The 23,235-nt window shown below is 36.8% G+C and carries 21 protein-coding genes; 12 read left to right on the forward strand and 9 right to left on the reverse strand.

The genetic code is table 11. From position 1 onward, the window contains the following. From trpB to ND2E_RS23070, 3 genes are all read left to right on the forward strand, one after another. Positions 1–1,254, forward strand: a complete 1,254-nt coding sequence (gene trpB, locus ND2E_RS14300) for a tryptophan synthase subunit beta (RefSeq protein ID WP_033093201.1) — start codon at positions 1–3, stop codon at positions 1,252–1,254. Next, a complete protein-coding gene (gene trpA, locus ND2E_RS14295) occupies positions 1,254–2,102 on the forward strand; it encodes a tryptophan synthase subunit alpha (RefSeq protein WP_033093202.1) in 849 nt (282 codons plus the stop codon). The genes trpB and trpA overlap by 1 nt, the downstream gene beginning before the upstream one ends. A 467-nt stretch (positions 2,103–2,569) precedes the next feature. Then, positions 2,570–2,830 (forward strand): hypothetical protein, encoded by a 261-nt coding sequence (locus ND2E_RS23070; protein ID WP_190277815.1) that lies wholly within the window; start codon positions 2,570–2,572, stop codon positions 2,828–2,830. A 1,347-nt stretch (positions 2,831–4,177) separates the two neighbouring features. Here ND2E_RS23070 and ND2E_RS14285 read toward each other — a convergent pair. After that, a complete protein-coding gene (locus ND2E_RS14285; RefSeq protein WP_081962001.1) occupies positions 4,178–5,560 on the reverse strand; it encodes an alpha-amylase family glycosyl hydrolase in 1,383 nt (460 codons plus the stop codon). Positions 5,561–5,699: 139 nt separating this feature from the next. Here ND2E_RS14285 and ND2E_RS14280 point away from each other — a divergent pair, with 139 nt between their 5' ends. Beyond that, the gene (locus tag ND2E_RS14280) at positions 5,700–6,593 is read left to right on the forward strand and encodes a LysR family transcriptional regulator (protein WP_190277816.1); all 894 of its coding nucleotides are present in this window, start codon (positions 5,700–5,702) and stop codon (positions 6,591–6,593) included. 146 nt (positions 6,594–6,739) lie between these two features. Here ND2E_RS14280 and ND2E_RS14275 read toward each other — a convergent pair whose 3' ends face one another. After that, positions 6,740–7,624 carry a LysR family transcriptional regulator gene (locus tag ND2E_RS14275; RefSeq protein ID WP_033093205.1) on the reverse strand — a complete coding sequence of 295 codons (885 nt, stop codon included), beginning with the start codon at positions 7,622–7,624 and terminating at the stop codon, positions 6,740–6,742. Positions 7,625–7,719: 95 nt separating this feature from the next. Between ND2E_RS14275 and ND2E_RS14270 the strand changes: the two genes are divergently transcribed. After that, positions 7,720–8,895: an MFS transporter gene (locus ND2E_RS14270; RefSeq protein ID WP_052056360.1), complete on the forward strand. Its 1,176-nt coding sequence runs from the start codon at positions 7,720–7,722 to the stop codon at positions 8,893–8,895. A gap of 9 nt (positions 8,896–8,904) precedes the next feature. Continuing rightward, entirely contained in the window at positions 8,905–9,429 is a 525-nt protein-coding gene (locus ND2E_RS14265; protein ID WP_052056362.1) for a phosphoribosyltransferase, read from the forward strand. Positions 9,430–9,526: 97 nt separating this feature from the next. Here ND2E_RS14265 and ND2E_RS14260 read toward each other — a convergent pair whose 3' ends face one another. Both ND2E_RS14260 and ND2E_RS0121385 read right to left on the reverse strand, forming a co-directional pair. Further along, positions 9,527–10,057: a GNAT family N-acetyltransferase gene (locus ND2E_RS14260; protein WP_223303569.1), complete on the reverse strand. Its 531-nt coding sequence runs from the start codon at positions 10,055–10,057 to the stop codon at positions 9,527–9,529. Positions 10,058–10,115: 58 nt separating this feature from the next. Beyond that, on the reverse strand, positions 10,116–10,682 hold the full coding sequence (locus tag ND2E_RS0121385; protein WP_033093207.1) for a TetR/AcrR family transcriptional regulator: 567 nt from the start codon (positions 10,680–10,682) through the stop codon (positions 10,116–10,118). A 217-nt stretch (positions 10,683–10,899) separates the two neighbouring features. Here ND2E_RS0121385 and ND2E_RS14255 point away from each other — a divergent pair, with 217 nt between their 5' ends. Further along, the gene (locus ND2E_RS14255; RefSeq protein WP_455549942.1) at positions 10,900–11,202 is read left to right on the forward strand and encodes a YjhX family toxin; all 303 of its coding nucleotides are present in this window, start codon (positions 10,900–10,902) and stop codon (positions 11,200–11,202) included. Positions 11,203–11,706: 504 nt separating this feature from the next. On the opposite strand, the gene ND2E_RS14250 is transcribed toward ND2E_RS14255, so the two are convergent. The 3 genes from ND2E_RS14250 to ND2E_RS14240 form a co-directional block, all read right to left on the reverse strand. Further along, positions 11,707–12,582, reverse strand: coding sequence for a LysR family transcriptional regulator (locus tag ND2E_RS14250; protein WP_033093208.1), 876 nt, complete (start codon positions 12,580–12,582; stop codon positions 11,707–11,709). Positions 12,583–13,808: 1,226 nt separating this feature from the next. Next, positions 13,809–14,480, reverse strand: a complete 672-nt coding sequence (locus tag ND2E_RS14245; RefSeq protein ID WP_033093209.1) for a GNAT family N-acetyltransferase — start codon at positions 14,478–14,480, stop codon at positions 13,809–13,811. A 165-nt stretch (positions 14,481–14,645) separates the two neighbouring features. Then, entirely contained in the window at positions 14,646–15,032 is a 387-nt protein-coding gene (locus ND2E_RS14240; protein WP_033093210.1) for a DUF3192 domain-containing protein, read from the reverse strand. A 190-nt stretch (positions 15,033–15,222) separates the two neighbouring features. Here ND2E_RS14240 and ND2E_RS14235 point away from each other — a divergent pair, with 190 nt between their 5' ends. Then, complete coding sequence (locus ND2E_RS14235) at positions 15,223–15,588, forward strand: hypothetical protein (RefSeq protein WP_033093211.1); 366 nt, start codon at positions 15,223–15,225, stop codon at positions 15,586–15,588. A 14-nt stretch (positions 15,589–15,602) separates the two neighbouring features. Here the strand turns inward: ND2E_RS14235 and syd are convergent, their stop codons facing one another. Then, positions 15,603–16,202, reverse strand: coding sequence for a SecY-interacting protein (gene syd, locus ND2E_RS14230; RefSeq protein WP_033093212.1), 600 nt, complete (start codon positions 16,200–16,202; stop codon positions 15,603–15,605). A gap of 53 nt (positions 16,203–16,255) precedes the next feature. On the opposite strand from syd, the gene queF reads away from it, so the two are divergent. Beyond that, positions 16,256–17,116, forward strand: a complete 861-nt coding sequence (gene queF, locus ND2E_RS14225; RefSeq protein ID WP_033093213.1) for an NADPH-dependent 7-cyano-7-deazaguanine reductase QueF — start codon at positions 16,256–16,258, stop codon at positions 17,114–17,116. Between the two features lie 76 nt (positions 17,117–17,192). Here the strand turns inward: queF and ND2E_RS14220 are convergent, their stop codons facing one another. Continuing rightward, on the reverse strand, positions 17,193–19,007 hold the full coding sequence (locus tag ND2E_RS14220) for a M61 family metallopeptidase (RefSeq protein WP_033093214.1): 1,815 nt from the start codon (positions 19,005–19,007) through the stop codon (positions 17,193–17,195). Positions 19,008–19,302: 295 nt separating this feature from the next. Between ND2E_RS14220 and ND2E_RS14215 the strand changes: the two genes are divergently transcribed. From ND2E_RS14215 to xni, 3 genes are all read left to right on the forward strand, one after another. After that, complete coding sequence (locus ND2E_RS14215; RefSeq protein ID WP_033093215.1) at positions 19,303–20,913, forward strand: GGDEF domain-containing protein; 1,611 nt, start codon at positions 19,303–19,305, stop codon at positions 20,911–20,913. 86 nt (positions 20,914–20,999) lie between these two features. After that, entirely contained in the window at positions 21,000–22,346 is a 1,347-nt protein-coding gene (gene ppnN / locus ND2E_RS14210) for a nucleotide 5'-monophosphate nucleosidase PpnN (RefSeq protein ID WP_033093216.1), read from the forward strand. 2 nt (positions 22,347–22,348) lie between these two features. Beyond that, positions 22,349–23,221 carry a flap endonuclease Xni gene (xni, locus tag ND2E_RS14205; protein ID WP_033093217.1) on the forward strand — a complete coding sequence of 291 codons (873 nt, stop codon included), beginning with the start codon at positions 22,349–22,351 and terminating at the stop codon, positions 23,219–23,221. Positions 23,222–23,235 lie beyond the last annotated feature (14 nt).

Genomic DNA, 23,235 nt, shown 5'->3' on the forward strand with positions numbered 1-23,235 from the left:
ATGTCAGACACGAATCAAAACAATCAAGTAAATGAAAGCCGCTTACCTGCCTACTTTGGTGAGTTTGGTGGTATGTACGTTGGAGAATTATTAGTGCCAGCGTTAGAGCAATTAGAACAAGCTTTTATCGAGTCACAAACGGATGAAGCATTTTTAACTGAATTCAATAATTTATTAACAAAATATGCAGGCCGACCTACACCATTAACCTGCTGTCGTAATATCGTCAAAAATCCGCTGGCAAAAATTTATTTAAAGCGCGAGGATCTATTACACGGCGGCGCCCATAAAACTAACCAAGTGTTAGGCCAAGCCTTACTCGCTAAGCGCATGGGGAAAACCGAAATTATTGCTGAAACGGGCGCTGGTCAACATGGTGTTGCAACCGCTATAGCCTGTTCACTACTTGGATTGAAATGTAAGGTTTACATGGGAGCCGTTGATTGCGCTCGCCAGCAGCCGAATGTTTTTCGTATGGAGTTAATGGGGGCTGAAGTTATTCCGGTAACTGCTGGTTCAGGTACATTAAAAGATGCCGTTAACGAAGCATTAAGAGATTGGTCAGCAAATTATGAAAATGCCCATTACTTATTAGGCACAGCTGCAGGGCCTCATCCGTTCCCAACTATTGTGCGTGAATTTCAAAAAATGATTGGTGAAGAGGCTAAAGCGCAATTTCTAGAGGAAGAAGGCCGTTTGCCCGATTACGTCATTGCTGCTGTTGGTGGCGGTTCTAATGCCATTGGTATGTTTCACGACTTTATCAAAGAAGATGGCGTAAAACTTATTGGTGTTGAAGCGGGTGGTAAAGGCATAGATACCAGCGAGCACGGCGCAACACTTGTAGCTGGCTCTAAAGGCATGTTACACGGTAACTATACTTACATAATGCAAGATGATTTCGGCCAAATCCAAGAGTCATACTCAGTGTCAGCTGGACTCGACTACCCTGCCGTTGGTCCGCAACATGCTTTTTTAAAAGAGACAGGACGAGCACAGTATGTCCCCATCAATGATGATGAAGCATTAGCCGCTTTTCAGACCTTAGCTAAAAGTGAAGGAATTATTCCTGCACTGGAATCATCTCATGCCCTTGCTCAAGCATTAAAGATGGCAGAGTCCGCTACTGAAGAAACTATTTACTTAGTTAACCTATCTGGTCGTGGCGATAAAGATTTAGCCCATGTCCACGCTATTCTTTCACCTGAAGCAACATTATCAACAACAAAAGTGAAACACAGAGGAGAGGCATAATGTCAAACTCAAAAATCCAACAAGCCGGTGCCCGATACCAAACCTCTTTTGCTAGCTTAAAAGAAAAAAATGAACAAGCCTTCATTCCGTTTGTTATGATTGGCGACCCAAATAAGGCGCAGTCTATTGCCGTTATCAAAAGTTTAATTGATGCTGGAGCTGATGCGTTAGAGTTAGGGATTCCATTTTCTGATCCAAGTGCTGATGGAATAACCATACAAAGTGCAGCACTTCGCGCTTTAGCTGCTGGTATCAACACAGATATCTGTATTGAAATACTATCAGAAATTAGAGAATATGCGCCTCAAATACCCATTGGTTTATTACTCTATGGCAACCTAGTATTTGCGCGTGGTATTGACTCTTTTTATAAAGATATGAGCGAAGCAGGAGTGGACTCAGTATTAATCGCTGATGTACCTATTAGAGAGAGTGAGCCTTTTAGGGAAGCTGCATTAAAATATGGTATTGCTCCTATCTTTATTGCTCCTCCTAATGCAAGTGATGAGACATTACGTGCAGTATCGTCATACTCTCGTGGTTATACTTATGTATTAAGCCGCGCTGGCGTAACTGGCGTAGATAGTGCTGAAAGCCCCAAAAATACCGTTAATGCTACAGCAAATAAGTTAATTGAAAGTTTAGTAGCATATCATGCTGCCCCTCCTGTCTTAGGATTTGGTATTTCAACACCGCACCAAGTTAAAGAAGCACTTAAAGCAGGTGCACTTGGCGCAATTAGTGGTTCAGCTGTGGTTAAAATCATTGAAAATAACTTAGATGATGAAAGTAAAATGCTGAATGATTTGACATGTTTTATTAGTGAGATGAAAGCAGCAACAAAATAATGTTCATCCAATCATAATCAACGCTATATCAGCGCAGATAAAAAAGGAGCTATTTCATAGCTCCTTTTTTATTATGCTTGTTTAAATTCTTAACATACGTACAGATAAAAAAATTATCACTAAAGTTAATCCTACAAATAATAAAGCTAAAACGTGAAAGCCCCCTCTTTTCACTTTAATTTTAACTCTCGACAACCTACTATTTGAATTACTTTCAATCTTAGGAATATTGTGAAAAATAGAAAGTAAGATATTCAATAGCAGTAACCATATAAAACCTACCAAGCTCAATATACTGAAAGTGTTAGATGAGTGTGTTGCTGAGGGTGTTTGTAGCAGCTGGGTAATCATAACCCCTAATAGTATTATCATAGCGAGATAAATCATTTTACGAAATGGTAAGAGTTTTACTGACAGCTTTTCCAATATTTCCAACATTTACTTTCCAACGTTCCAATGACTTTGTAATGAATAAAGATAATGTGACATTTAATACCAATTTGATTAAATTTCTTCCCAACTCAGAGCTGTGTTACATGTTCAATAACAAGGAAAATTTGTTTTGGTCTAGTCATTCTAAATCAAATAAATTTAACGATGTTAATGGCCATAAAACAAGCTCCCAAAGGGCTAGTTTAAAAGGCTTACAAGCTGCGTTATTGATTTTGACAAGGACGCTGCATGGATGCAGCTTATTAGAGAATGCAGGAGCATATTCTCCTGAGTAACCATTCTCTTCAATCAATACCTTGCCTCTAAGCCTTTTAATTCTTGCTGAGTAGGAAAGAACTTAATCAACTTGGTATAATACAAACGATACCAGTCGATAGTGCTTTGTACTAGTCGATTATCATGACAAAGAGAAAAGTGCTACTCTGAACATAAAAAATGCGACTCAAGGAGTCGCACTTTTATTACTAGCTTATACTGTGCGTCCTGCACACATATTAATGATCTCATCTCATCCTTGAATTACTATCCGTAGTACATCCCTTATGTATCCGTTCATATCCATGTAGGGAAACAATCCAACGAGTCCATGTTTTTCCTTTAATCAACTGTCCTTAGTTAACATTCCATCATAATAGTTTTCCATAACTATTGTCTTCCTGACCTTGGTAATCCTCACCAAGCCACATCCTTGTTCATATCATCCATAGTGGCATCCTACCACTAGACTTCATCCTTAAAGCCTCCCTGTTAAACCCTATTTTAAAAAGCAGCTAAGTGCTATTTAAAATTAAAGCGTCCTGCTTTAGGTTTTCCTTTTATCATAAACAAGCATCCTTACCATCTCTTCCTTGAAATGCATCCGTTGCACCCAATCTAGTCCTTAGATTGTGTTACCGTCCACGGTAAGTCCTTGAGTCACTAGATTCCCTCTTAATGACAATATCATCCATAATCGCATTAACAGTAATGCTGAAGCCCCCTGCTCCTTGTCTTCCTGACATGATTAATATTACACCTCAATATTACTTATTAAAGTAGGTTAACAATAAAGATCTAAATGTCACACTAAAGCCATATTCGGCATGTGGCTTTTATCATTATTAATCAACAAGATAAAAAACAGACTTTTATTCTTTAGCTGAAATTGCCAACATATCTCACACTGATGTGCGATATATCTTACAAGGAACACAGTTGTTATTGAGTCTCTTTGACTTTGTGGCATGTGGATCGTCACAAATAATGAGAAATGCGTCACACGATGAGAAAATTTAATATTTAAGTTACACCAGAGAAAATTTTGTAACTCGTCAACGCTCCAATAAGGTCAGCAAAGATACGAAAGTGGACGTTCCCTACAGATGAAAGCAAATGTTTTTTGATAAGAACTTTTACCAATAAGTTGAGCAGTCTAACAGTCGCAAAAACCACCAGCCGTGAAGTTGCATTGATAGAAGTCAAAGGTGTAATTGACATGAAAATCTTTTGATTTTAACAAGAAGCAGGCAAATAACTAATTCATCGCATATGACTTAGAAGCTCCTAAGAACAAGTTGATAGTGAACCGACAATTAGAAGGTGTCGGCTCATAGTTTGAATTAAATCATTATTTTGTTAACACGTTATTTGATTTTAACAAAAACTTTATAACCATATGCAGGTAACTTCACTTGTGAATTTGCTGATATTGTTACTTTCTCTTTGGTGAAATATTCAGTGTATTGTCCTAACTGAATGTTTTCATTAAACTTCACTTTTTGTGCATGCCCTGAAAAGTTGATCACTACAAAGACTTTATCTTCAGCTTGTTGACGAGCAAACGAAAATATAGCCTTTGGATTATTATTGGGTACGGGAATCATTTTTCCGCCCCATTTACCATTCCACAGGGCTTGATTTTCATGCTTTAGTGAAAATAGTTGTTTATATAAATCACCAATAGGGTGTTCTCTCCATTCAATTTCATCTTTATCAAAAAATGATAATACACGATCAAGTCCTGCTTCTTGGCCGCTATAAAGCAATGGCATGCCTTCTGCTGTCACAGTCAAAACAATACTGGCATTAAGGTACGGACCAAATCGATCAAACATTGTTTTCTCCCACGAGTTTTTATCGTGATTATCGACAAAGTTCATTTTTATCGCATTATCTGGCCAAGCACTTAGAGCATGTGCAAAGTGTGAATAGACACTTGATGCATCAGCATGATTTTCGTTTAACTTTACCAATGTATCGTGCAACGCCCAAGCATATGTCATATCAAAAGCATTTTTATGAAGATCTCTCGCATCCCATTCAGCCAACATAAAAACAGGCTTTATTAGGTCTAACTCTGTGCGAACATTATCCCAAAAATTAGTTGGAATAAAACCAGCGACATCAGCCCTATATCCATCAATATCTGCTTCTACAACCCAATATTTTAATGCCTCGGTCATATATTTACGCATTTCTGGATTGTTATAATCAAAGTCGATGATATCTGACCAATCCCACCAAGGAGTTGGTTGAAAATTACCATTGTGATCTTTGGTATACCATTCTGGATTGCTTACCGTTAGGGGATTGTCCCATGCACTATGATTGGCAACCCAATCTAAAATAACGTACATCCCCATGCTATGTGCCTTTTTAACTAAAGACCTTAAATCGTTTAGGCTACCAAATTCAGGGTTGACTGCTTTATAATCTTTAACCGCATAATAGCTTCCTTTTTCTCCTTTACGATTTTTCTCTCCTATCGGATGAATTGGCATTAACCAAAGAATATCGACACCTACCTCCTTTAATCGCGGAAGATGCTTTTCAAACGCTTTAAACGTGCCTTCTTTTGTATATTGACGGACGTTTACTTCATAAATAGTTGCGTTTTTTGACCAGTTTGGATGCTCAACTTCAACATACGGTTTAGGATGGTAAGCATCCGTAATAGCGTCTGCTAATGTTTGATGGCTTAGAAGTATAAGTCCTAAGAAAATAAATAGTTTGGAAAAAGTGTTCATGAAAATACCTGTTATGTAATTTGTAACTATTCTGACCTATCACAAACGAAGAAAAAACTAGGTAAGAAATAAAACTCTATTTCCATATGGAAACAGTGCTACCATTTGATTCTCCCTGTTAACTATGGATTTAGAGTGTATGCAATTGGAAAGATTAAAATTATTTGCTGAACTAGTGAAAAAAGGCAGCTTTACACGCACTGCAGAATACCTTGGCGTCTCCAAAGCCCATATATCAAAACAGATTAAAGCGCTAGAAAATGAATTAGCCGTTCAGCTAATCATACGTAATACCCGTACGATGCGGTTAACTTCAGCAGGAGAAAGTTTGTTCGAACATGCGAATAAGCTTACTAGCTTTTGGCAAAATACTAAGCAGCTATTGGAGACTTCAGAAAGTTCACTAATTGGAGAAGTACGTTTCACCGCCCCTACGGGTTTACTAAATCACGTACTTTTGCCAATAATTAATCAATTATGTGAGCAACATCCAAATATAAATATTACGGCTGAAACAGGTAATCAGACATACAACCTAATCTCTACTCCTTATGATTTTGCAGTAAGGATTACCAATACGCCACCAGAAGAAGTTATCGCTATAAAGTTAACTAGCTTTCATTATGTTTGCTGTGCAAGCCCAGAGTATTTATCTTTAAACGGCACCCCAAACACACCTCGACAGCTATTAGAGCACACCTGCATTGCACTATCTCATTGGAAGAATTGGCAATTTAAGGAGAAAAATCTCAGTTACGAAGTGAATACGACAGCAAAGTTTCAATTTTCTGACAACGAAGTTTTAAAACAAGCGGCGTTATCGTCCATGGGGATTTGTCGAATCCCAAGTTACATGGCGGCTCAAGAATTTAATAAAGGCTTGTTAATACCATTATTCCAAGAAATAGAGTCTGAACAGAAGGAGGTGTACTTGCTATTCCCTCAATCAATAAAACGGCCAGAAAGAGTCAATTTAGTGATGAATGCTATTAAGGAAAAACTAAGTAAACATTCAATCGAGTTATATCAATAGCTCTTTGTGGCAATTGTTAGCGTTCAAGAATCAAACCTGACTGGCAACAATGAGCTTAAACCAGCCTCACAAACGAGCAATAAACTTCGGTTAGTATTACACTAAATATCATCATGGCATTGCAAAGGGTTAATGTCAGCTTATGGCTAATTGATTCTCTTCAGGTATTCAAAATTCTTAATGATAAGCGTTTTAATCAGTGTCGCCCACTTTTTGGCAACATATGAAGGCTGATAGGCTAGATAGTATGGCGTTTCACTCATACTCTCTTCAAATATGTAGAGGGCTTTTTGATTACTTTGATCGACAAAGTATTCCGGCAAAATACCGATCCCAATATTTGAAATAATCGCTTGGTATATACCGAAACTATTATTGATTACTTGCATATTATTATGCTTATGGAAACGCTTATCATGCTTTAGAAAGAGTTTTTCCCAAGTGTTACTTTTTACATCACTTCTAACGATGAGACGATGCTGTTCATTAATATCGTCAAATGTGGAAAGTTTGTTAATTAATGCATATTGCTCACTGCACACTAATATATTTTTCGCTGACATTAGAGAAAAATACTCCAAGCCTTTTTCGTTTTTGTTATTTCTGATCGAAAAGTCAAATTTACTTTTCTTAAAGTCTACAACCTCGTCAGTTAAGTCTAAGTTGATAATTAATTTATCCATTTCCAGTTGCGACAGCATAGGTGCAATAAATTTCACTCCTAAATCAACTGGTGCAGTCATCTCTAATTTTGTTCTACTTTGATTGACTTGTGTATCAAAGATTACTTGATTAAAGTTTCGTTCAAGTATCAAGTACTCCTGAAATAGTTTACTACCTTTGTTAGTAAGCTCTACTTTATTACCCTGACCACGCATAAAAAGCTGAAAGCCTAGTTTCTCTTCTAAGCATTTTATTTGATAACTAATAGAGGGTTGTGATACCGCCAATTCGTTAGCCGCATTGGAAAAACTGAGACTCTTTGCAACAGCAGAAAAGTAAGGTAAATGGTTGGCCAAATGTCTAAGCATAGAATTATCCGATACAGATATAGTAATAATCAATTTTATTTATATCTTGCATTCATGACAACATATAAGCAATAGAAAACCAACTTGGATTATAGATGACCGAAATTAAAATGAATTCCTTCGCAGTATCGTTACTATTTATATTTAACGGATGTCTCTTTGGGACTTGGGCAGCTAAGGTGCCCTTCTTTAAAGAAATATTCGAATTAGATGAAAAAACACTGTCGATTCTACTGCTGGTACTTGCTTTTGGCGCTGTCACTTCTTTTCCATTGGCAGGTCGGTTGAACGATAAACTGGGTGTACAAAAGTCGTCCAAAATATCGTATTTGTTATACCCAATCCCTTTTATAGGGTTAGCGCTAAGTTCTAATTTTCTTTTGCTAACGATATCTCTGTTTTTTTTCGGTTTTTTACACGGTTCAATGGACGTTGCTATGAATAGTTGGGCGGCAAAAACAGAAACGTTAACGAAAAAAAAACTAATGTCATTCTTTCATGCCATGTTCAGTTTGGGGGCTGGTGTAGGTGCGGGAAGCACAGTCTTTTTTATTTGGGCCGATATTAGTACTGTGATGCACTTTTTAATCGTCAGTTTATTGTTTATCCCGTTATATTTAATACTTTGCAAGCCTTCTGCTTTTCCTCTTCCCCAAAACGAGTCTGCAAATGGTACTGATAATTCAAAACTACCTTTCATGCTTCTTTCTGCGGTTGGTTTAATGGCTTTTTGCAGTGCACTTGGAGAGGGGGCAATAGCTGACTGGGGTTCAGTAATAATGCGACAAGAATTTAGTGCAGATATGAGCTTCAGTGCGTGGGCCTATGCAACGTTCTCAATGCTAATGGTTCTATCAAGGCTATCTGTACATTTTTTCATTGAAGAGTATGGAGTAATAAATATTGTAAAAGGCTGTTCATTATTTAGTTTATTTGGTGCAGTGATAATAGTTTTGGTTAGTTCGCCTTACCTTGCTCTAATTGGATTTGCATTTATGGGGATAGGTTATTCGGTTATCGTTCCATTAGTATTTTCTAAAGCAGCTTCTATTAATCAACAAAAATCAGGTCGAGTCATCGCCTTTGTAGCAACCTTTGCGTATGGTGGTATGTTATGTGGACCAGTAGTTATTGGATTGATTGCACACCAAACAACCTTGAAAAGTGCTCTGCTTCTTCTAGTTGCCCTACCGATATATACATTATTAACAGCTTCTTTATTAAAGAGTAATAAGGAATTTAAACTCAAAAATGAGCTAAAAGTAGGATAAAAGCTAACGATGAATATAAAACATTTAGGAAAAGTAGTTATTGATCAGGCCCAAATTAAAAATGGTGTAACTCATGTATCACAACTGCTGAATGAAAAACTCGAATTACAAAGTGCGGTTGTTATTACCGTTGTACCGGGCGGAATAATTTTTACGGCAGATTTAGTAAGAGAGTTAACGTTTGATATAAGCATGGACACTATTTCCTGTCCTCACACTCCTGGAAACAGAAACAACAATTCTAATATTGTCTTTCACCAAAATATTGAGCTAGAGGATCAAAACGTCATTCTGATTGACGATGCGATTGAGTCTGGAGGGACAATGAAACGGATTGTACACTACCTCAAAGATTCATTTAATGTAAAGTCACTGACAATTGCCACCTTATTTGTAAAATCTGGGCGGGCAAATATTCCTGCAAATCAGTGCTATTGCTATGAGATGGAAGGCGATGATTTGTTAGTGGGCTACGGGTTACCTTGGAAAGGCCAATATAGAAACATCCCTTACATATCCAAGTTAATCAAATAGGCAGGCGTTGCATGGTGCTAAATTGAATTAGGAAATATAACGTAGAAATACAGGATTTAACGAACATTAAAATGGCACAACAGCGCCATCTTAAATTTTATACCTGTTTGCTTGGGTGGCTCCACATAATTGGTTCCGCAAAAGGACCTGTCAAAGTAGAAGTTGATTCTCCGATGCCATCTAGAGCGCCAAGGGTGAGTTCACGGGCAAACCAGCACTCAAGAGGAGCTTCGCTTTTTACAGGAAGCAGCACCTTGTGAGGGGTATTATAGCGGTTCGCATAGTGTTTTGGGTCTCCCATAACAAAGATAACATCAGCATTTAATTGCTTTTCTGCTTCTTCCATCAATCTAGTCGCATGACCTTTTCTTTGGTGCTCAGGAAGGACAGATATAGGTGCTAATACATAGCACTTGAGGTGTGGTGCTGCATCTACTGTGATAGGTGTGTAGCATGCATGTGCTACTCCTTCATACACGATAGAAAAGCTACCGTCCTCTATTAAAGCGTTTGCTAGGTCGCCATATAGCTTCCCATGTCGTTCATCATAAATGCCGCCTGCAGCGGTAAAGGCTTCGGATTGTATTTGGTATGGTGTTTTCATTGAAACACTCCTCCATTGTGTCATGCTAAATATTAGTCGTTATTCGCTTCAAAATGTCTTTATCGTTATTACGATGGTTAATCTATAAACCTAATAATAATATGTACTTACCGATGAAACGTTGCTTAATTTCTTCCAGTGGATAATCATCTTCAGCGAATAAATAATTTAATGCGATACCGTCTAATTCAGCAATTAACATGTGGCTATCAACAAAACTACTTGCTGAGGGAATATCACGTAATATTGACTGGAAAGACTCCATCATGAGCTTATACCTTTCATCAAATAGATCTTTCAAAAGTACTCGCAAAGCAGGCTGGCACAAGACTTGAAAATCAAATTGATAATATAGTTTGTGCTCAGCAGATGTCATTGACAGAAAAATTTTATCCAAATGACTAACTAGTCTGTCTTTAGCAGTCAGGTCTTCATTAACCAAATCTGCATTGTCACCAACCCCTTCAATAATTTGAGCCATCCGGAGGAATACCTCTCTGAGTAAGCCATCCTTATTTTTAAAGTGATGAAAAACGAGCCCCTTTGAAACCTTTGACTGCTCACAAATGATAGAAATGGGCGTATTCTCATAGCCCTGCGTTGCGAACAGCTTGATAGCTACATCAATGATTTGTTGTTTTTTATCCACATTATTCACTTTTCTTGCTGACTGACCGTCCGGTCAATTGTATATTATGCAAACTAAACAGAAGTTGCAAGCCAAATTTAAAATTTACTTTGGCTGCGTTTTTTCATCATGTTTAAATTTATTGGAGGATTTTTGCTAGAGAATCGGGTAATTGCACTTTCCTAGTCCGTATAGGCTAAGAAACATAGAAAACATTATTAGACCTCATCACAAAGTGATGGTTGGTACTTATTTGCAATTGCTAAAAATTGGGATTACTCCAGTGAATATATCTAAAAACGATCAACGCGTTCTACATGTCCTCGCACTAGGTGGTGAGATTCAATATTGTCGTGAAAACGGTAAAATCCAAGAAGTTCTCTGTTACACACAGGATGGGCTTGTCTTGTCTAATTGTACAATTGACGCATTTAAACGTTTAAAAAGTAAAAAACTTATCAGCTCGAAGAAAGGACAGCCTTATCGTATCACGCGATTAGGGGCTGTATCTGTTCGATCACAAATGTTCCAACGCTTTTAAGCGTCAGATTAAATGTTCAAGCTTTCATATAAAGAGTTATTGCGGAGAGTTCTATAAGTACAGCACAAACGCTCTTTATATGAATGGCAACAATGAGCTTAAATTTGTCTCACAAGCAAGCAGCAAATTTCAGTTAATATTACTCTAAATATGATCTTGTCTTAGCAAAAAATCAATATCAGCTTATGGTAAGAAAGAATCAATTGCTGTCTGCTGTTTACCTAAATTTAGAAACAAAGGCAATTACTAACGTTAGTTTAGGTAAAGCATAAGGTAAATATGAAATTAGTATGTTTAAAGTGGGCAAAAACTAAATAGCTATTCATTCTCAGTAATTCTAGTTTCATGGTTACCTTTAAGCAAAGGTAAATGCTATTTAGTTACTAAGCGCTGATATGAGTACTTGAACGGACTAAAGTTATAAAATTCTATCTCGTTTTTGCACCAAAGCGCTTAACGAGTATTAAATTTATTTCCGCTATATTAAGGGGAAGTTTACTTATTTTATAATAGATTTCGCAATAACAGCCTAAGTACTTTAAATACTTCCAAGTTGCTGTGTCGTTGGTGCTGAACTACATCAACATTCGCCTGCCACCTCATTTCTTCAAACTCAAGTGGTAACTTTACTAACTGACCACTTTCAACCGATTCATTAGCAATATGATTAGGCAATAAACACCAACCATTCCCCTGTAATGCAAGTTCAAGCAATAAAAAGTAATTATCGGCATACCAAACATTAGGACTCACCTTCAATTGAAAACTGCTTGATTGCGTATTACGAGAGCGAATAAGTAACTGGCGATGCAGTCTTAAACTATCAATATTTTTACATTGTTGGCTTGCCAATGGATGAGAGTTAGCAACATATAAATCAAAGTTTATTGAGCCAATACACTCAAAATCTAAATAAGTAGGAATGGTCAATTCGCTAAAAACAATCCCCGTTAACGCCTTTTCTTTTTTTAGCATATCGATGATATCAGGGCTTGAGGCGCTCAAGAATTCGAGAGTGATATCAGGAAATTTATCCTGTAATTTACTAATAATGCTTGCAATAAGTTTAAATGAGATCCCTTCATCTAACGCTATTGTTATTTCCCTTGGCGTATTATCAGTTAATGCTATTGCCGAGTTTTTTAGCCGTTGGTGCTGATAAATCACAGCTTGTGCATGCGGTAATAACTTCTTACCTGCCTCTGTAAGTAGTGGGTATCGTCCTGAACGATCAAACAACAGACTATTACAGTCAATTTCTAAATTAATAACATGCTGACTCACTACAGATTGAACTTTATTCAAACTACGAGCGGCAGCAGAAAACGAACCTGTTTCTACTGTTGTGATAAAGGCTTGAAGTTGTTCAACACTAAACATATCGCTTAAACCGATGTAACAAGATAAATGAATAGCATTACTTTAGATTAAAACAGTCACATCGTCACTAGAAATGAAAATAAATACAATTGAGAATTTTGTTGCATCCCTTTTAGCTATACTCTGGAATTATATTTACAATGTTGCTTAGATTCATATAGGGAGATAGCCCTGTAGAGCATAGTTTAGTGTTGAATTTGATAACCATATACTTATGAATGTAAAATTTCTTTAAGAGTAAAGTGCTATTAATTCTCATACTAAATGTCGAATTATTATTTAATCGATTGAGTGAGATCGCTTTTATTGAGGAGTTAAGGGTGAAAGAGAGTATCTCCCTCAGTGAGTTATGTCACAAGGGTTGAAAGATTAAAAATGAGTAAGGTCGAGTACTTTTTTTAAAATAGTCAGTTTTTCACCAATAAAAAATGCGACTCAATGAGTCGCATTTCTATAACTAGCTTATATGGTGCATCCAGCACACATATTTATTATCTCACTTCTTCCTTGAATAACTATCCTTAGTAAATCCTTTATGGGTCCACCCATATCCATTGAAAAAAATTAAATTTTTCAATTAATCATCCATAATTAACATCTTCCTGATATTGGCTTTTGTCAGCCACATCCTATTATTTCTATTCCATGGTGGCATCCAGCCACTAAACTTTTTCCTTAAAGTTTCCTTAATAAACCCTATTTTAAATAACACCTAAGTATTTATAAAATTAAAGCATCCTGCTTTAGGCTCTCCATTTTCTGACACAAGCATCCATACTTATATCTTCCTTGAATAGCATCCATTGCATCCAACGTTATTAACTTATCCTTAAGCTATGTACCGTCCTCGGTAAGTCCTTAAGTCACTAGATTCCATCTCAGTAACTTGCATCTTCCTTAATAGCACTGCAAACAATGCTGAAGCCCCCTGCTTCTTGTCTCCCTGACAAGACTAATAATACACTTAATTACTTTTTGTCGAAGTGGGTTAACAATATAATTCTTAATGTAAAAAATATGTAACAATAGAGACAAATTGAAAAAATGATTAAAATAAACAACTTACCGCGTTCAAGTGGGATATCTCAGCATAAATTGCCAATATATCTCACAGCGATGTGAGACATGTCTTACATAAAAAATAGCACTTTATTAGTGCTATTTTTATTGAAGGATTAAACTAAGAGAATTGAAGCTAGAACTAGCCGCGAAAAGTAGGTTGAGGTTTATTCTTTTTTATTTCGATAGTGCACCATCACGGTACCGCATACATTACCTACAGCAACTTCTTTTACTGTATGATAATCAACTTGTTTAAAAAACTCTTTAAACTTCCCGGATGTAGCGTATACAGCAACCCCTTCACTCTCTGGGTGTTCATCAAGAACCGTATTTACAGCGGCCATTAAATAGTAACCAAAACCATGTTGTTGATGCAGGGGGTGAACGGCAATAAAGGATAAAAAATGAAACGTTGTTAATGGTACTGCAGCCAATACTGTTTGTTCTTTTTGCATCATATTCTTAGTACTAAAATAACCAGCATTCAACAGCATTTTTAAACGCCAATGCCAAAAACGATCACTCGTTAATTTTTCGTCAGGGCTATTAATGCAAGCAACCCCAACCATAGCTTCTCCAAGATACAAACCAATCATAGGTTGTTTAGCTTGCCAGAAGGCATTAAGCTCTTCTCTTATAGCGCCACGAAGACGTTGTTCATAGTCTTCTTTATCGCCCTTAAAAATATCTAAAAATACAGGGTCATCATGATAAGCTTGATATAACAGAGACGCAGCTAACTTCAACTCATGAGCTCCTAAATAAGTCGCTCGAATATTAACGTCTTGATTTATATCACTATCAACACTACTCTCTACCGGAACTGTCTCACTCATTATTGCCTCTATTCTGACGGTGGATTTTATAATCTAACAACCCACCATAGCAGTATAATTTCAAATAGGTCAAATATAATCAATTTTCCACAAGCCTTCGTCCAAATAATTAGAAATAAAAAATACCCCGCAATGCGGAGTATTGAAGGCTAAAAGAACTCATATTTAATGAGTCTTATCAATTTTTGAATAATCGCCACCATTACCTGTTTCGACCAACTGACCATTAATAAACTGTAGAAAAGTACATTCATCTTTTGTCGTTAAACCGTCTTTATGTTTACGTTGGGTACGGTAATACAATACGCGTACTGTATTACCACCCTCAGAATAAGTCTCAGAAAAATCAGAAACACCTAACTTTTCTTGTATATCCATAAAAGAAGAGCCTAATTGTATTTTGGCAATTTTCTTACGATTTTCATAAGTTCGATTTTCACTATCACCAACCATTCCATGTTCAATGCCGTCATCATTTATTTTAATAACACAGCCAGATAACGTCATAGCAAGAGGTGCTGCGATCAGTAAAGCAATTATTGATTTTTTCATGTTGATATTTCCTAAAGTATTTTACGATTTATTATAATGTTCAAAGATATAAGGCAACAAACAAGCCAACTAGTTAAAGCTTTGAATTTAAATAACTTTTAAAAATAAAAAAATGAAAGCCGAGACATCATTAGCAATATTCGCTAAAATATAGTTAAATTAATTAACAATATCTAAATCAGTAAGCAAAATGACAGTTATCGATGAAATTTTAATCTGCGCTAATCAACTAGCTAACGCAGGGAAAAAGCCAACAGTTGCTTTAATAAAAGCTAAATTAACTCAACGAGCGCCATTAGCTATGGTAATTACTACGCTTAAAAACTGGCAACATCAACCTGAGTTTATTGCTCCGTTAATCACCGATGAGCAAGACGTTAATGCCGATTTATCAACTCACAACACATCTGAGCTACTGGAGTCATTACTTGAAAATGGCGTGATAAAAAAAGTGATACAACAGTCTTTAGCCATAGAGTTAGCTGAATTGAAAAAAGAACTCGCCGAAATGAAGTTGCTCATTAATAATTTAGATGAACAACTGACTAAAAAATAAAACGCTTAATCTTATTACTTTTCGTCTATTTCACTAGAGGGTGTTAATTGCAAAATAAATTCAACTAATGAGTCACTAATTTTTTTATGAGGCTTACAACCGACCCGCTCAACCCAGACTTGCCCATTATTGTTGTCTAAAGAAATAATCATATCTTCTTCGTCGGTTACTGCGAAGAAAATAGTTTCATCTTGTTTTAACCTTTGTTTCATTAAGATGTGACCGATAATGTTCTCTTGTAATCGTTCAAAGTCTCCCCTGTTCCAAGCAAAAAGAAGAGATAACTTGCCTTCATCACACTTCGCTTCAATATCTCCGCTAAAAAGAGTTGTAAAATAGACTTTTATGTCTGGGTGTAACTCGATATTCAGTGCTGACTCTACATTTGTAAAAGAGAGCGCCTTTTCTGTGTTCTCAGGCAGGTTGTCGTTGTTAATTGCACAGCCTTGCCAATAATTATGCTCCTCATCATGAGAGCCTTGCTCACAAGGGGATAACCATTCTTCATCTCGCTCTACTATTGGAAGGTGTCCAAATTGCTCAATATGGTATTGGCTGTAGTCTTTACTAAATTTTAATAGTGCCTGTGTTAAAGTTTTATTTGTAGATGTCATATAAAGAAAGATCCTTTAAAATAGCGAGATACTAGCTCACTACTGAAAAAATTATGGCCAATTATCAAAATGCAACGGAACTCAGCAAATTAACACTGGGTAAAAGTACACAATATTGCAGCGAATATACCGCAGATTTACTGCAAGGAGTACCTAGAAGTTTAAATAGGGATGACTTATCGCTAAATCAAAGCAATTTACCTTTTGTTGGTGAAGATGTCTGGTATGGGTATGAACTATCTTGGCTTAATAATAAAGGTAAACCCATCGTTGCCGTGGCCGAGTTTCGCTTTGCATGCACCAGCGAAAACATTGTTGAGTCAAAATCGTTTAAGCTCTACTTAAACAGTTTTAATCAAACTCGTTTTGCGAGTGTTAAAGAGGTTGAACAACGATTAACTAACGATTTATCAAAAATTGCAGGGGCGAAGGCTACGGTCAATTTATTTGGGGTTGATCACTGTCCTGCTTTAGCTATTGCGACAAATAAAGACACCTATTTTTGTATTGATGGTGAAGATATTACTATCGATAATTATCAATATGACGCAACGCTGCTCGCTACTGCACAAAATAAAACTGAAGATTCCCAAGTTGAAGAGCACCTAGTCAGCCATTTGTTAAAGTCTAACTGTTTAATCACCAACCAACCCGATTGGGCGAGTGTCTATATTCACTACCGTGGTAAAGCTATTAACCACTCAGCTTTGTTGAAATATTTAATTTCATTTCGTCAACACAATGAGTTTCATGAGCAATGTGTTGAAAGAATTTATTGTGATTTACAGCAATTCTGTCAACTTGATGAATTAACTATTTTTGCACGCTACACTCGCCGTGGTGGCTTAGATATTAACCCATTCCGCAGTAGTTGCACGGAATCAGCACCTGCTGCTAGAACATTACGCCAATAAGGAAAGTGTTTTGCTCTTAGCAGCAATAATCTAGCATTAAAGCGAACAAACCTAAGCGCTTTAATGCTTTCATTGGCTACTTCTCTTCAGGAAAATCTACACCAGTCCATGCTCTAAAAAATGCTTTTTGTCTAACACTCGCTTTTTCAACAGGCATAATCTTCAATTTATTTTCAGCTATTGCAGCAAGCTTAACTCTTGCTGTTTTTAACTGATCTCGTCGAAAATATGAAATCGTAATAATTTGCTTAGACTTAAAGTCTTTTAAACGATTTTCTAGTTCGTTATCAGCCAAGCGTAAGCCATCAATAGCAACGATAATATCTTCTGTGGTTATTCCTGCTTGCCACGCAGGACTATCTTTCTCAACCGATGAGACAATCACATCGTGATTTTCCACATTAACTTTGAGTCCAGTCCATACTTTAGTTTGCTTGCTTTTTTTATCTTTTACACCGTTAGCATAAGTCATTTCTAACCCTGCTTTTGCTAACAAAAGTGGAAAATCAATTGTCGTTGTACCTTGAATATTTTCTTGCCACCATTCGTGATAATCATCACCCGTTACCCCTTTTAAAATAGATAACACGTCTTCTTCGTTATAACTGTTTGGCAAACGATGCTGTTGATATAGTTGATTGTGCGCATTACGATAACTTTTCGATAATTCAGTTTTAGTCAGGATATCGAAATCCAGTAACCAAGAAGCTAAAAAACCTTCGGCATAAATATTTACACTGTGATTATTACCGTAATCCCCTCCTTCACTTATCCAAGCATCAAAACTGGCTTGCGCAACACTTTGCTTTTCTTTGCCGGGCTTATGACGATGTGCAGTAATCCGTTTAGCTAACGCACTAAAAAACTCATCTGTTGTCATTAAATTACCACGTAATAATAATTGGTATTGTAAATAGCTAGTTGAGCCTTCGACTAACCATAACAAGTTAGAGTAATTTTCTTGCTGGTAATCATAAGGCACGATACCTTGTGGGCGATACTGCTTTACATTCCATGTATGGACAAATTCGTGAGCGGCAACAGCGATAAAACTAAGATAATCTTTACGGGCTGAAAATTTAAAACGCGATCGCTGAATTATAGTTGAGTTAACATGCTCTGTTGCACCACGAGCACCACTCGTTGCATGCACCATAAATACGTACCGTTTAAATGGATAGCCCTGCCAAATATGCTTACTTTGCTTGACTAAAACTTGTAAGTCTTTAAGCATTTTTGTGCTGTCATAATTGCCCTCTCCCCATATGACCAGCTCATACAAACGATTTTCAACGCTAAACTCATGATGTTCGTTAATACCGCTTTCGATCGGAGAATCAACTAATTGATCGTAGTTACTTGCGATAAATTGGTGACTGTTTTCTCCTGTCTCAAGACCTGAGAAACTCCGCCATGATTTAGGCACTAAAAGCTGAACAATATGCTGTTCAGCTCTACTTACCTTTGAGTACAGCACAACAGCAGAACTATCAATAAATGCATGGCTATCATCAATATGACGAGTTCTTTTCGCCAATTGATTCGCATAAACCTGATAAGTTAACGTGATTTTTTTATGTAAAGTCCCTTCCACCTGCCAGGTGTTTTTATCTGTTTTGTGCCAACTCAACACATTGCCCTGCCCATCTTTAGCAACAAATTGACGAATTCCATTGGCTAAGTTAAGTGTTTCATACCGCCCGGTTCGCCATGTCGGTAAATAAAAATCAACTTTACTTGCGCTAACTTGATCAAATTTAAGTTCTACGATAGCAATATGATGTTCTGGCTGTTCTACATTAATATTAACTTGCACAGCTGCAACAGCTGGAAATAGTTGTATAAAAAATAACGCTATAGCGATTATGAGTTTAATTCTAAAGGTAAACACTTGAGTAAATTCTCTTATTCTTGGTACAGAAAATTGCCGATAAAAGGTGAGACTATTTTACCCTTGAAAAAATGCGCAATACTACCAAAATTTACTATGGAACAATGAAAGTAATTTTTTTTCACTCACATACTGATAAATAACATTTTTATGGTATAAACTGTCTTATAATAGGAATAAAGTAATCGTAATAAATTAGTTAGCTAGATAATTAACGATAAAGAAAGCATTAATTATGTTATTTTGACTATTTTACGTACTAACTATCCCTCCTCATTAAGGATTTATTGGTTTTATGAATGACAGTTCTGTTGCCCAAAAGCAACTAGTTGCACTAAAAAGGAAACTTGATACAGCAATCGAGTCCCGTAGTTCATTAGAAGATGATTTTAATCTGCAATCTAATCTGCTCATTCAATTTATCGGAAAATTGACCTTAGTTTCTAAAGGTATTGACCTAGAATTAGATAACCGTCTAGCTCAATTAAGAACACTTTTTAGCAAGTCTGCTCCAATTGGTGAAATTGAAGATAAAATTTCAGTTATTTCAAAACTGTTACAACAGCACAGCATAACCAATAGAAAAAATATCTCTCATATACAAGAACAGTTTAATCAAGCTGGTGAGAGCTTACAGAAAATAAATGGTTTGCCTGGAGATTTACGTAGAGATCTACGTGCCTTGTTGAGCGAAACAAAGGACAGTAAAGATTCTCTAATTCAATATATTCCTTTATTAAGCCAGCTTTTAAGCTTTTATGATCTTGCGCTAAAAGCCAAAAGCACCCAGTCTAATCAAGGAATATTACAAGCGCCGCCGATTGTTTCATCTGAAGGTAAAAAAGCAGTAGAAGCTGGTGCTATCGTTCTCGATGCCCTATTTCTTGAGCGAATCTCAGTATCACTCAGTGCTTTACCTTTATCTAAAGCGCACACCAGTGATTTATTGGCCATTAAGAAAAAATTAATGACTAATCAATCGAGTGAAAAACTTCTGCAAAACTTCATTGATATTTTTGATGTAATTGTTGCTGATTTTAAAGATGAACAAAAAAATGCTAAAAACTTTTTAACGAGTCTAAGTGCTACGTTAACAACAGTGCAAAGTGCTGTTAAAGAAACGATTGTCACACAGAAAAACTCTCAAAGAACAAACGATATAATTAATCAGAAGTTACAAAGTCAACTGTTAGATATGACAGGAACTGTTGAAAAAGCACTTACCTTGACTCAAGTAAAAGAAGATATAAATGAAAAACTACAAGTAATATCTAATACCTTAGAGCAAAAGTCGAAATTTGAACAAGAAAACCATCAACAATTAGCTGAGAAGCTCAATGACATGTCGGCAAAGGTTGAGCAACTTGAAAAACAAAGTGACATGTTTGAAGAGAAGCTTGCTGAACAGCAAAGAAAAAGCATGCAAGACGCGCTAACCAAGCTCGCCAACAGAGCCGCTTTCGATGACTACTTTGCTAAGACTATGATCCGTTTTCATCGCAAGCCATTTCCACTTGCCTTAGTCGTTATTGATATTGACGACTTTAAGAAAATAAATGATACCTATGGCCATACTGCAGGGGATAAAACACTGCAAGTTATTGCCAATTCTATTGTGAAAAGCGTTAAAAAAAGCGTTTTTGTTGGACGTTATGGTGGCGAAGAATTTGTTCTGATCTATTCTAAAGTAGAAGAAGAAGCATTATTTTCTGAACTCAATGCATTGAACAACTTCGTAGCTCGCCTACCTTTTAAATTTAAAAGTAATAAGGTCAGCATCACCCTTTCAATTGGCGCAACGCATATAAAACCTGACGATAATATCCATATTGCTTTTGAACGTGCAGATCAAGCAATGTATAAAGCTAAAAAACAAGGCAAGAACCAAGTCGTTTACATTAAGTAGCGAGGTAATAAACGACTTAATCAAGCCGACTTCCTCTCACCAGAACAGCTGTTTTTCATAAGTAATTAGCATAACAGGAGTGAGCTATGCATACTCAAATTAATCCGGTTGGAAACATGAACTTACTGTCACAAGCAGAAGTTGATCAACTGCAGCATTCAGTCAGCAGCACCTTATATACGCTTTATCGAAATTGTTCCCTTGCCGTGCTCAACGCTGGCTCAAATACCGATGATGCCGAAGAAATTTATCAAAAATACCTCTCATTCGAAATACATGTATTAAGACGGGAACGTGGTGTAAAAATTGATTTGAAAAACCCACCAATGCACGCTTTTGTTGACGACAAAATAATTCGAGGCATTAGAGAACACCTTTCAGCCGTATTACGCGATATTCTTTTTCTTCATAGTCGTTATAGAACAATGCCTTGCTCATCTGAAGGTATCACAGATGCAACGTTTGATATTTTGAGAAATGCTGATGCCATACTGCCAGAAACCGAACCGAACTTGGTCACTTGCTGGGGTGGCCATTCAATAAAACACAATGAGTATAAATATACTAAAGATGTTGGTTACCAACTTGGTTTGCGCGGATTTAATATATGTACAGGTTGTGGCCCTGGCGCGATGAAAGGCCCAATGAAAGGTGCAACAATTGGCCATGCAAAACAGCGTATTAAAGAAGGACGATATATTGGCTTAACTGAACCGAGCATAATTGCCGCCGAACCACCAAATCCAATAGTAAATGAATTGGTTATAATGCCCGATATTGAAAAACGTTTAGAAGCATTTGTACGCATGTCGCACGGGATAATTATATTTCCTGGCGGTGCAGGAACTGCAGAAGAGTTACTCTATATTTTGGGGATTATGCTTAACGATACAAATGCAGAACAACAGTTACCTATAATTCTTACAGGCCCTGCTAACGCTATTGAGTACTTCAATGAAATAGACCTTTTCATTGGCGCCACGCTGGGTCCCAAAGCACAGTCGTTATATCAAATAGTCGTTGATGATGCTGTTAAAGTAGCTCAGTTAATGAAACACGGTTTAGATAATGTACTGGCACATAGAAAAGAAACCGGTGACGCCTATCACTTTAATTGGTCGCTGGTGATTGCCGATGACTTTCAACACCCTTTTGAACCAACGCATGAAAATATGGCCAACTTAAATATAAGCCATGATCTTCCTACGGCTGAACTCGCGGCTAATTTACGTCGTGCCTTTTCAGGCATAGTAGCAGGAAATGTAAAATCAGGTGGTATTAAAGCAATTAGAGAGTTTGGCCCTTTTGAAATATCAGGCGATAAGAAGATCATGGCCTTAATGGATAAACTCCTTGCTTCCTTTGTAAAACAGCAGCGAATGAAGCTGCCTGGCAGTGAATATATTCCCTGCTATAAAGTGATTGAGGGTTAATATTGTCCGCTCATTTAATACTCATTGATGCGCTTAACTTAATTCGTCGTGTGTACGCGGTACAAGAGCGTCCTTTTATCCAAATAAAACAGGATCACGACAATGAGCTCTCTGCTAGTACTTTGAAACAAGTACTATTTAATACACAAAATACCTGTGTAAACGCGCTAGAAAAAATTATAGGGCAGCATCAGCCAACACACGCTTTAGCAGTATTTGATAGCCAACACCCGTGTTGGCGTTATCAATTATTTGAGGGGTATAAGAAAGGCAGGAAAAAAATGCCTGAGCACCTTGCGAATAAGCTAATGGATATACAAGATGCTTTTATGGAGCGAGGTGTAGATTCCTTAACATCCGATGAAGACGAAGCAGACGATCTTATCGCTACTTTAGCGGTAAAAATGGCACTGCACGGTCAAAAAGTTACTATTATTTCAACCGATAAAGGTTTCCTTCCCCTGCTTAATCCTAACATTCATATTTATGATTATTTTAATCGTCGTTATTTAGATGAAGATCATGTGCAAAATAAATTTGGTGTTAAAACATCTCAGCTGATAGATTTCTGGACCTTGACTGGTGATAATACCAATAAAATTGAAGGTGTTAGTGGTATTGGTCAAGTAAACGCAGCAAAATTACTTAATCAGTATGGCTCTTTAAAGGCGATACTTGAGGCCTCCGATTTGAAAGGCTCTCTAGCTAAAAAGTTAACACAAAGCATAGAACAGATGGATTTAGCGAGAAAACTATTAACGCTAAAACAAGATATCCCTTTAGGCTTTAATTTAAAAGATATCCGCTTAACAATGCCTTCATCTGAAGCTGAAATTAATGCTAATATAAACATCATTGATGACGAAAAAAGCTAATATAAAAAGATAAG

It is taken from the genome of Colwellia psychrerythraea (assembly GCF_000764225.1).
Lineage (GTDB): Bacteria > Pseudomonadota > Gammaproteobacteria > Enterobacterales > Alteromonadaceae > Colwellia > Colwellia psychrerythraea_D.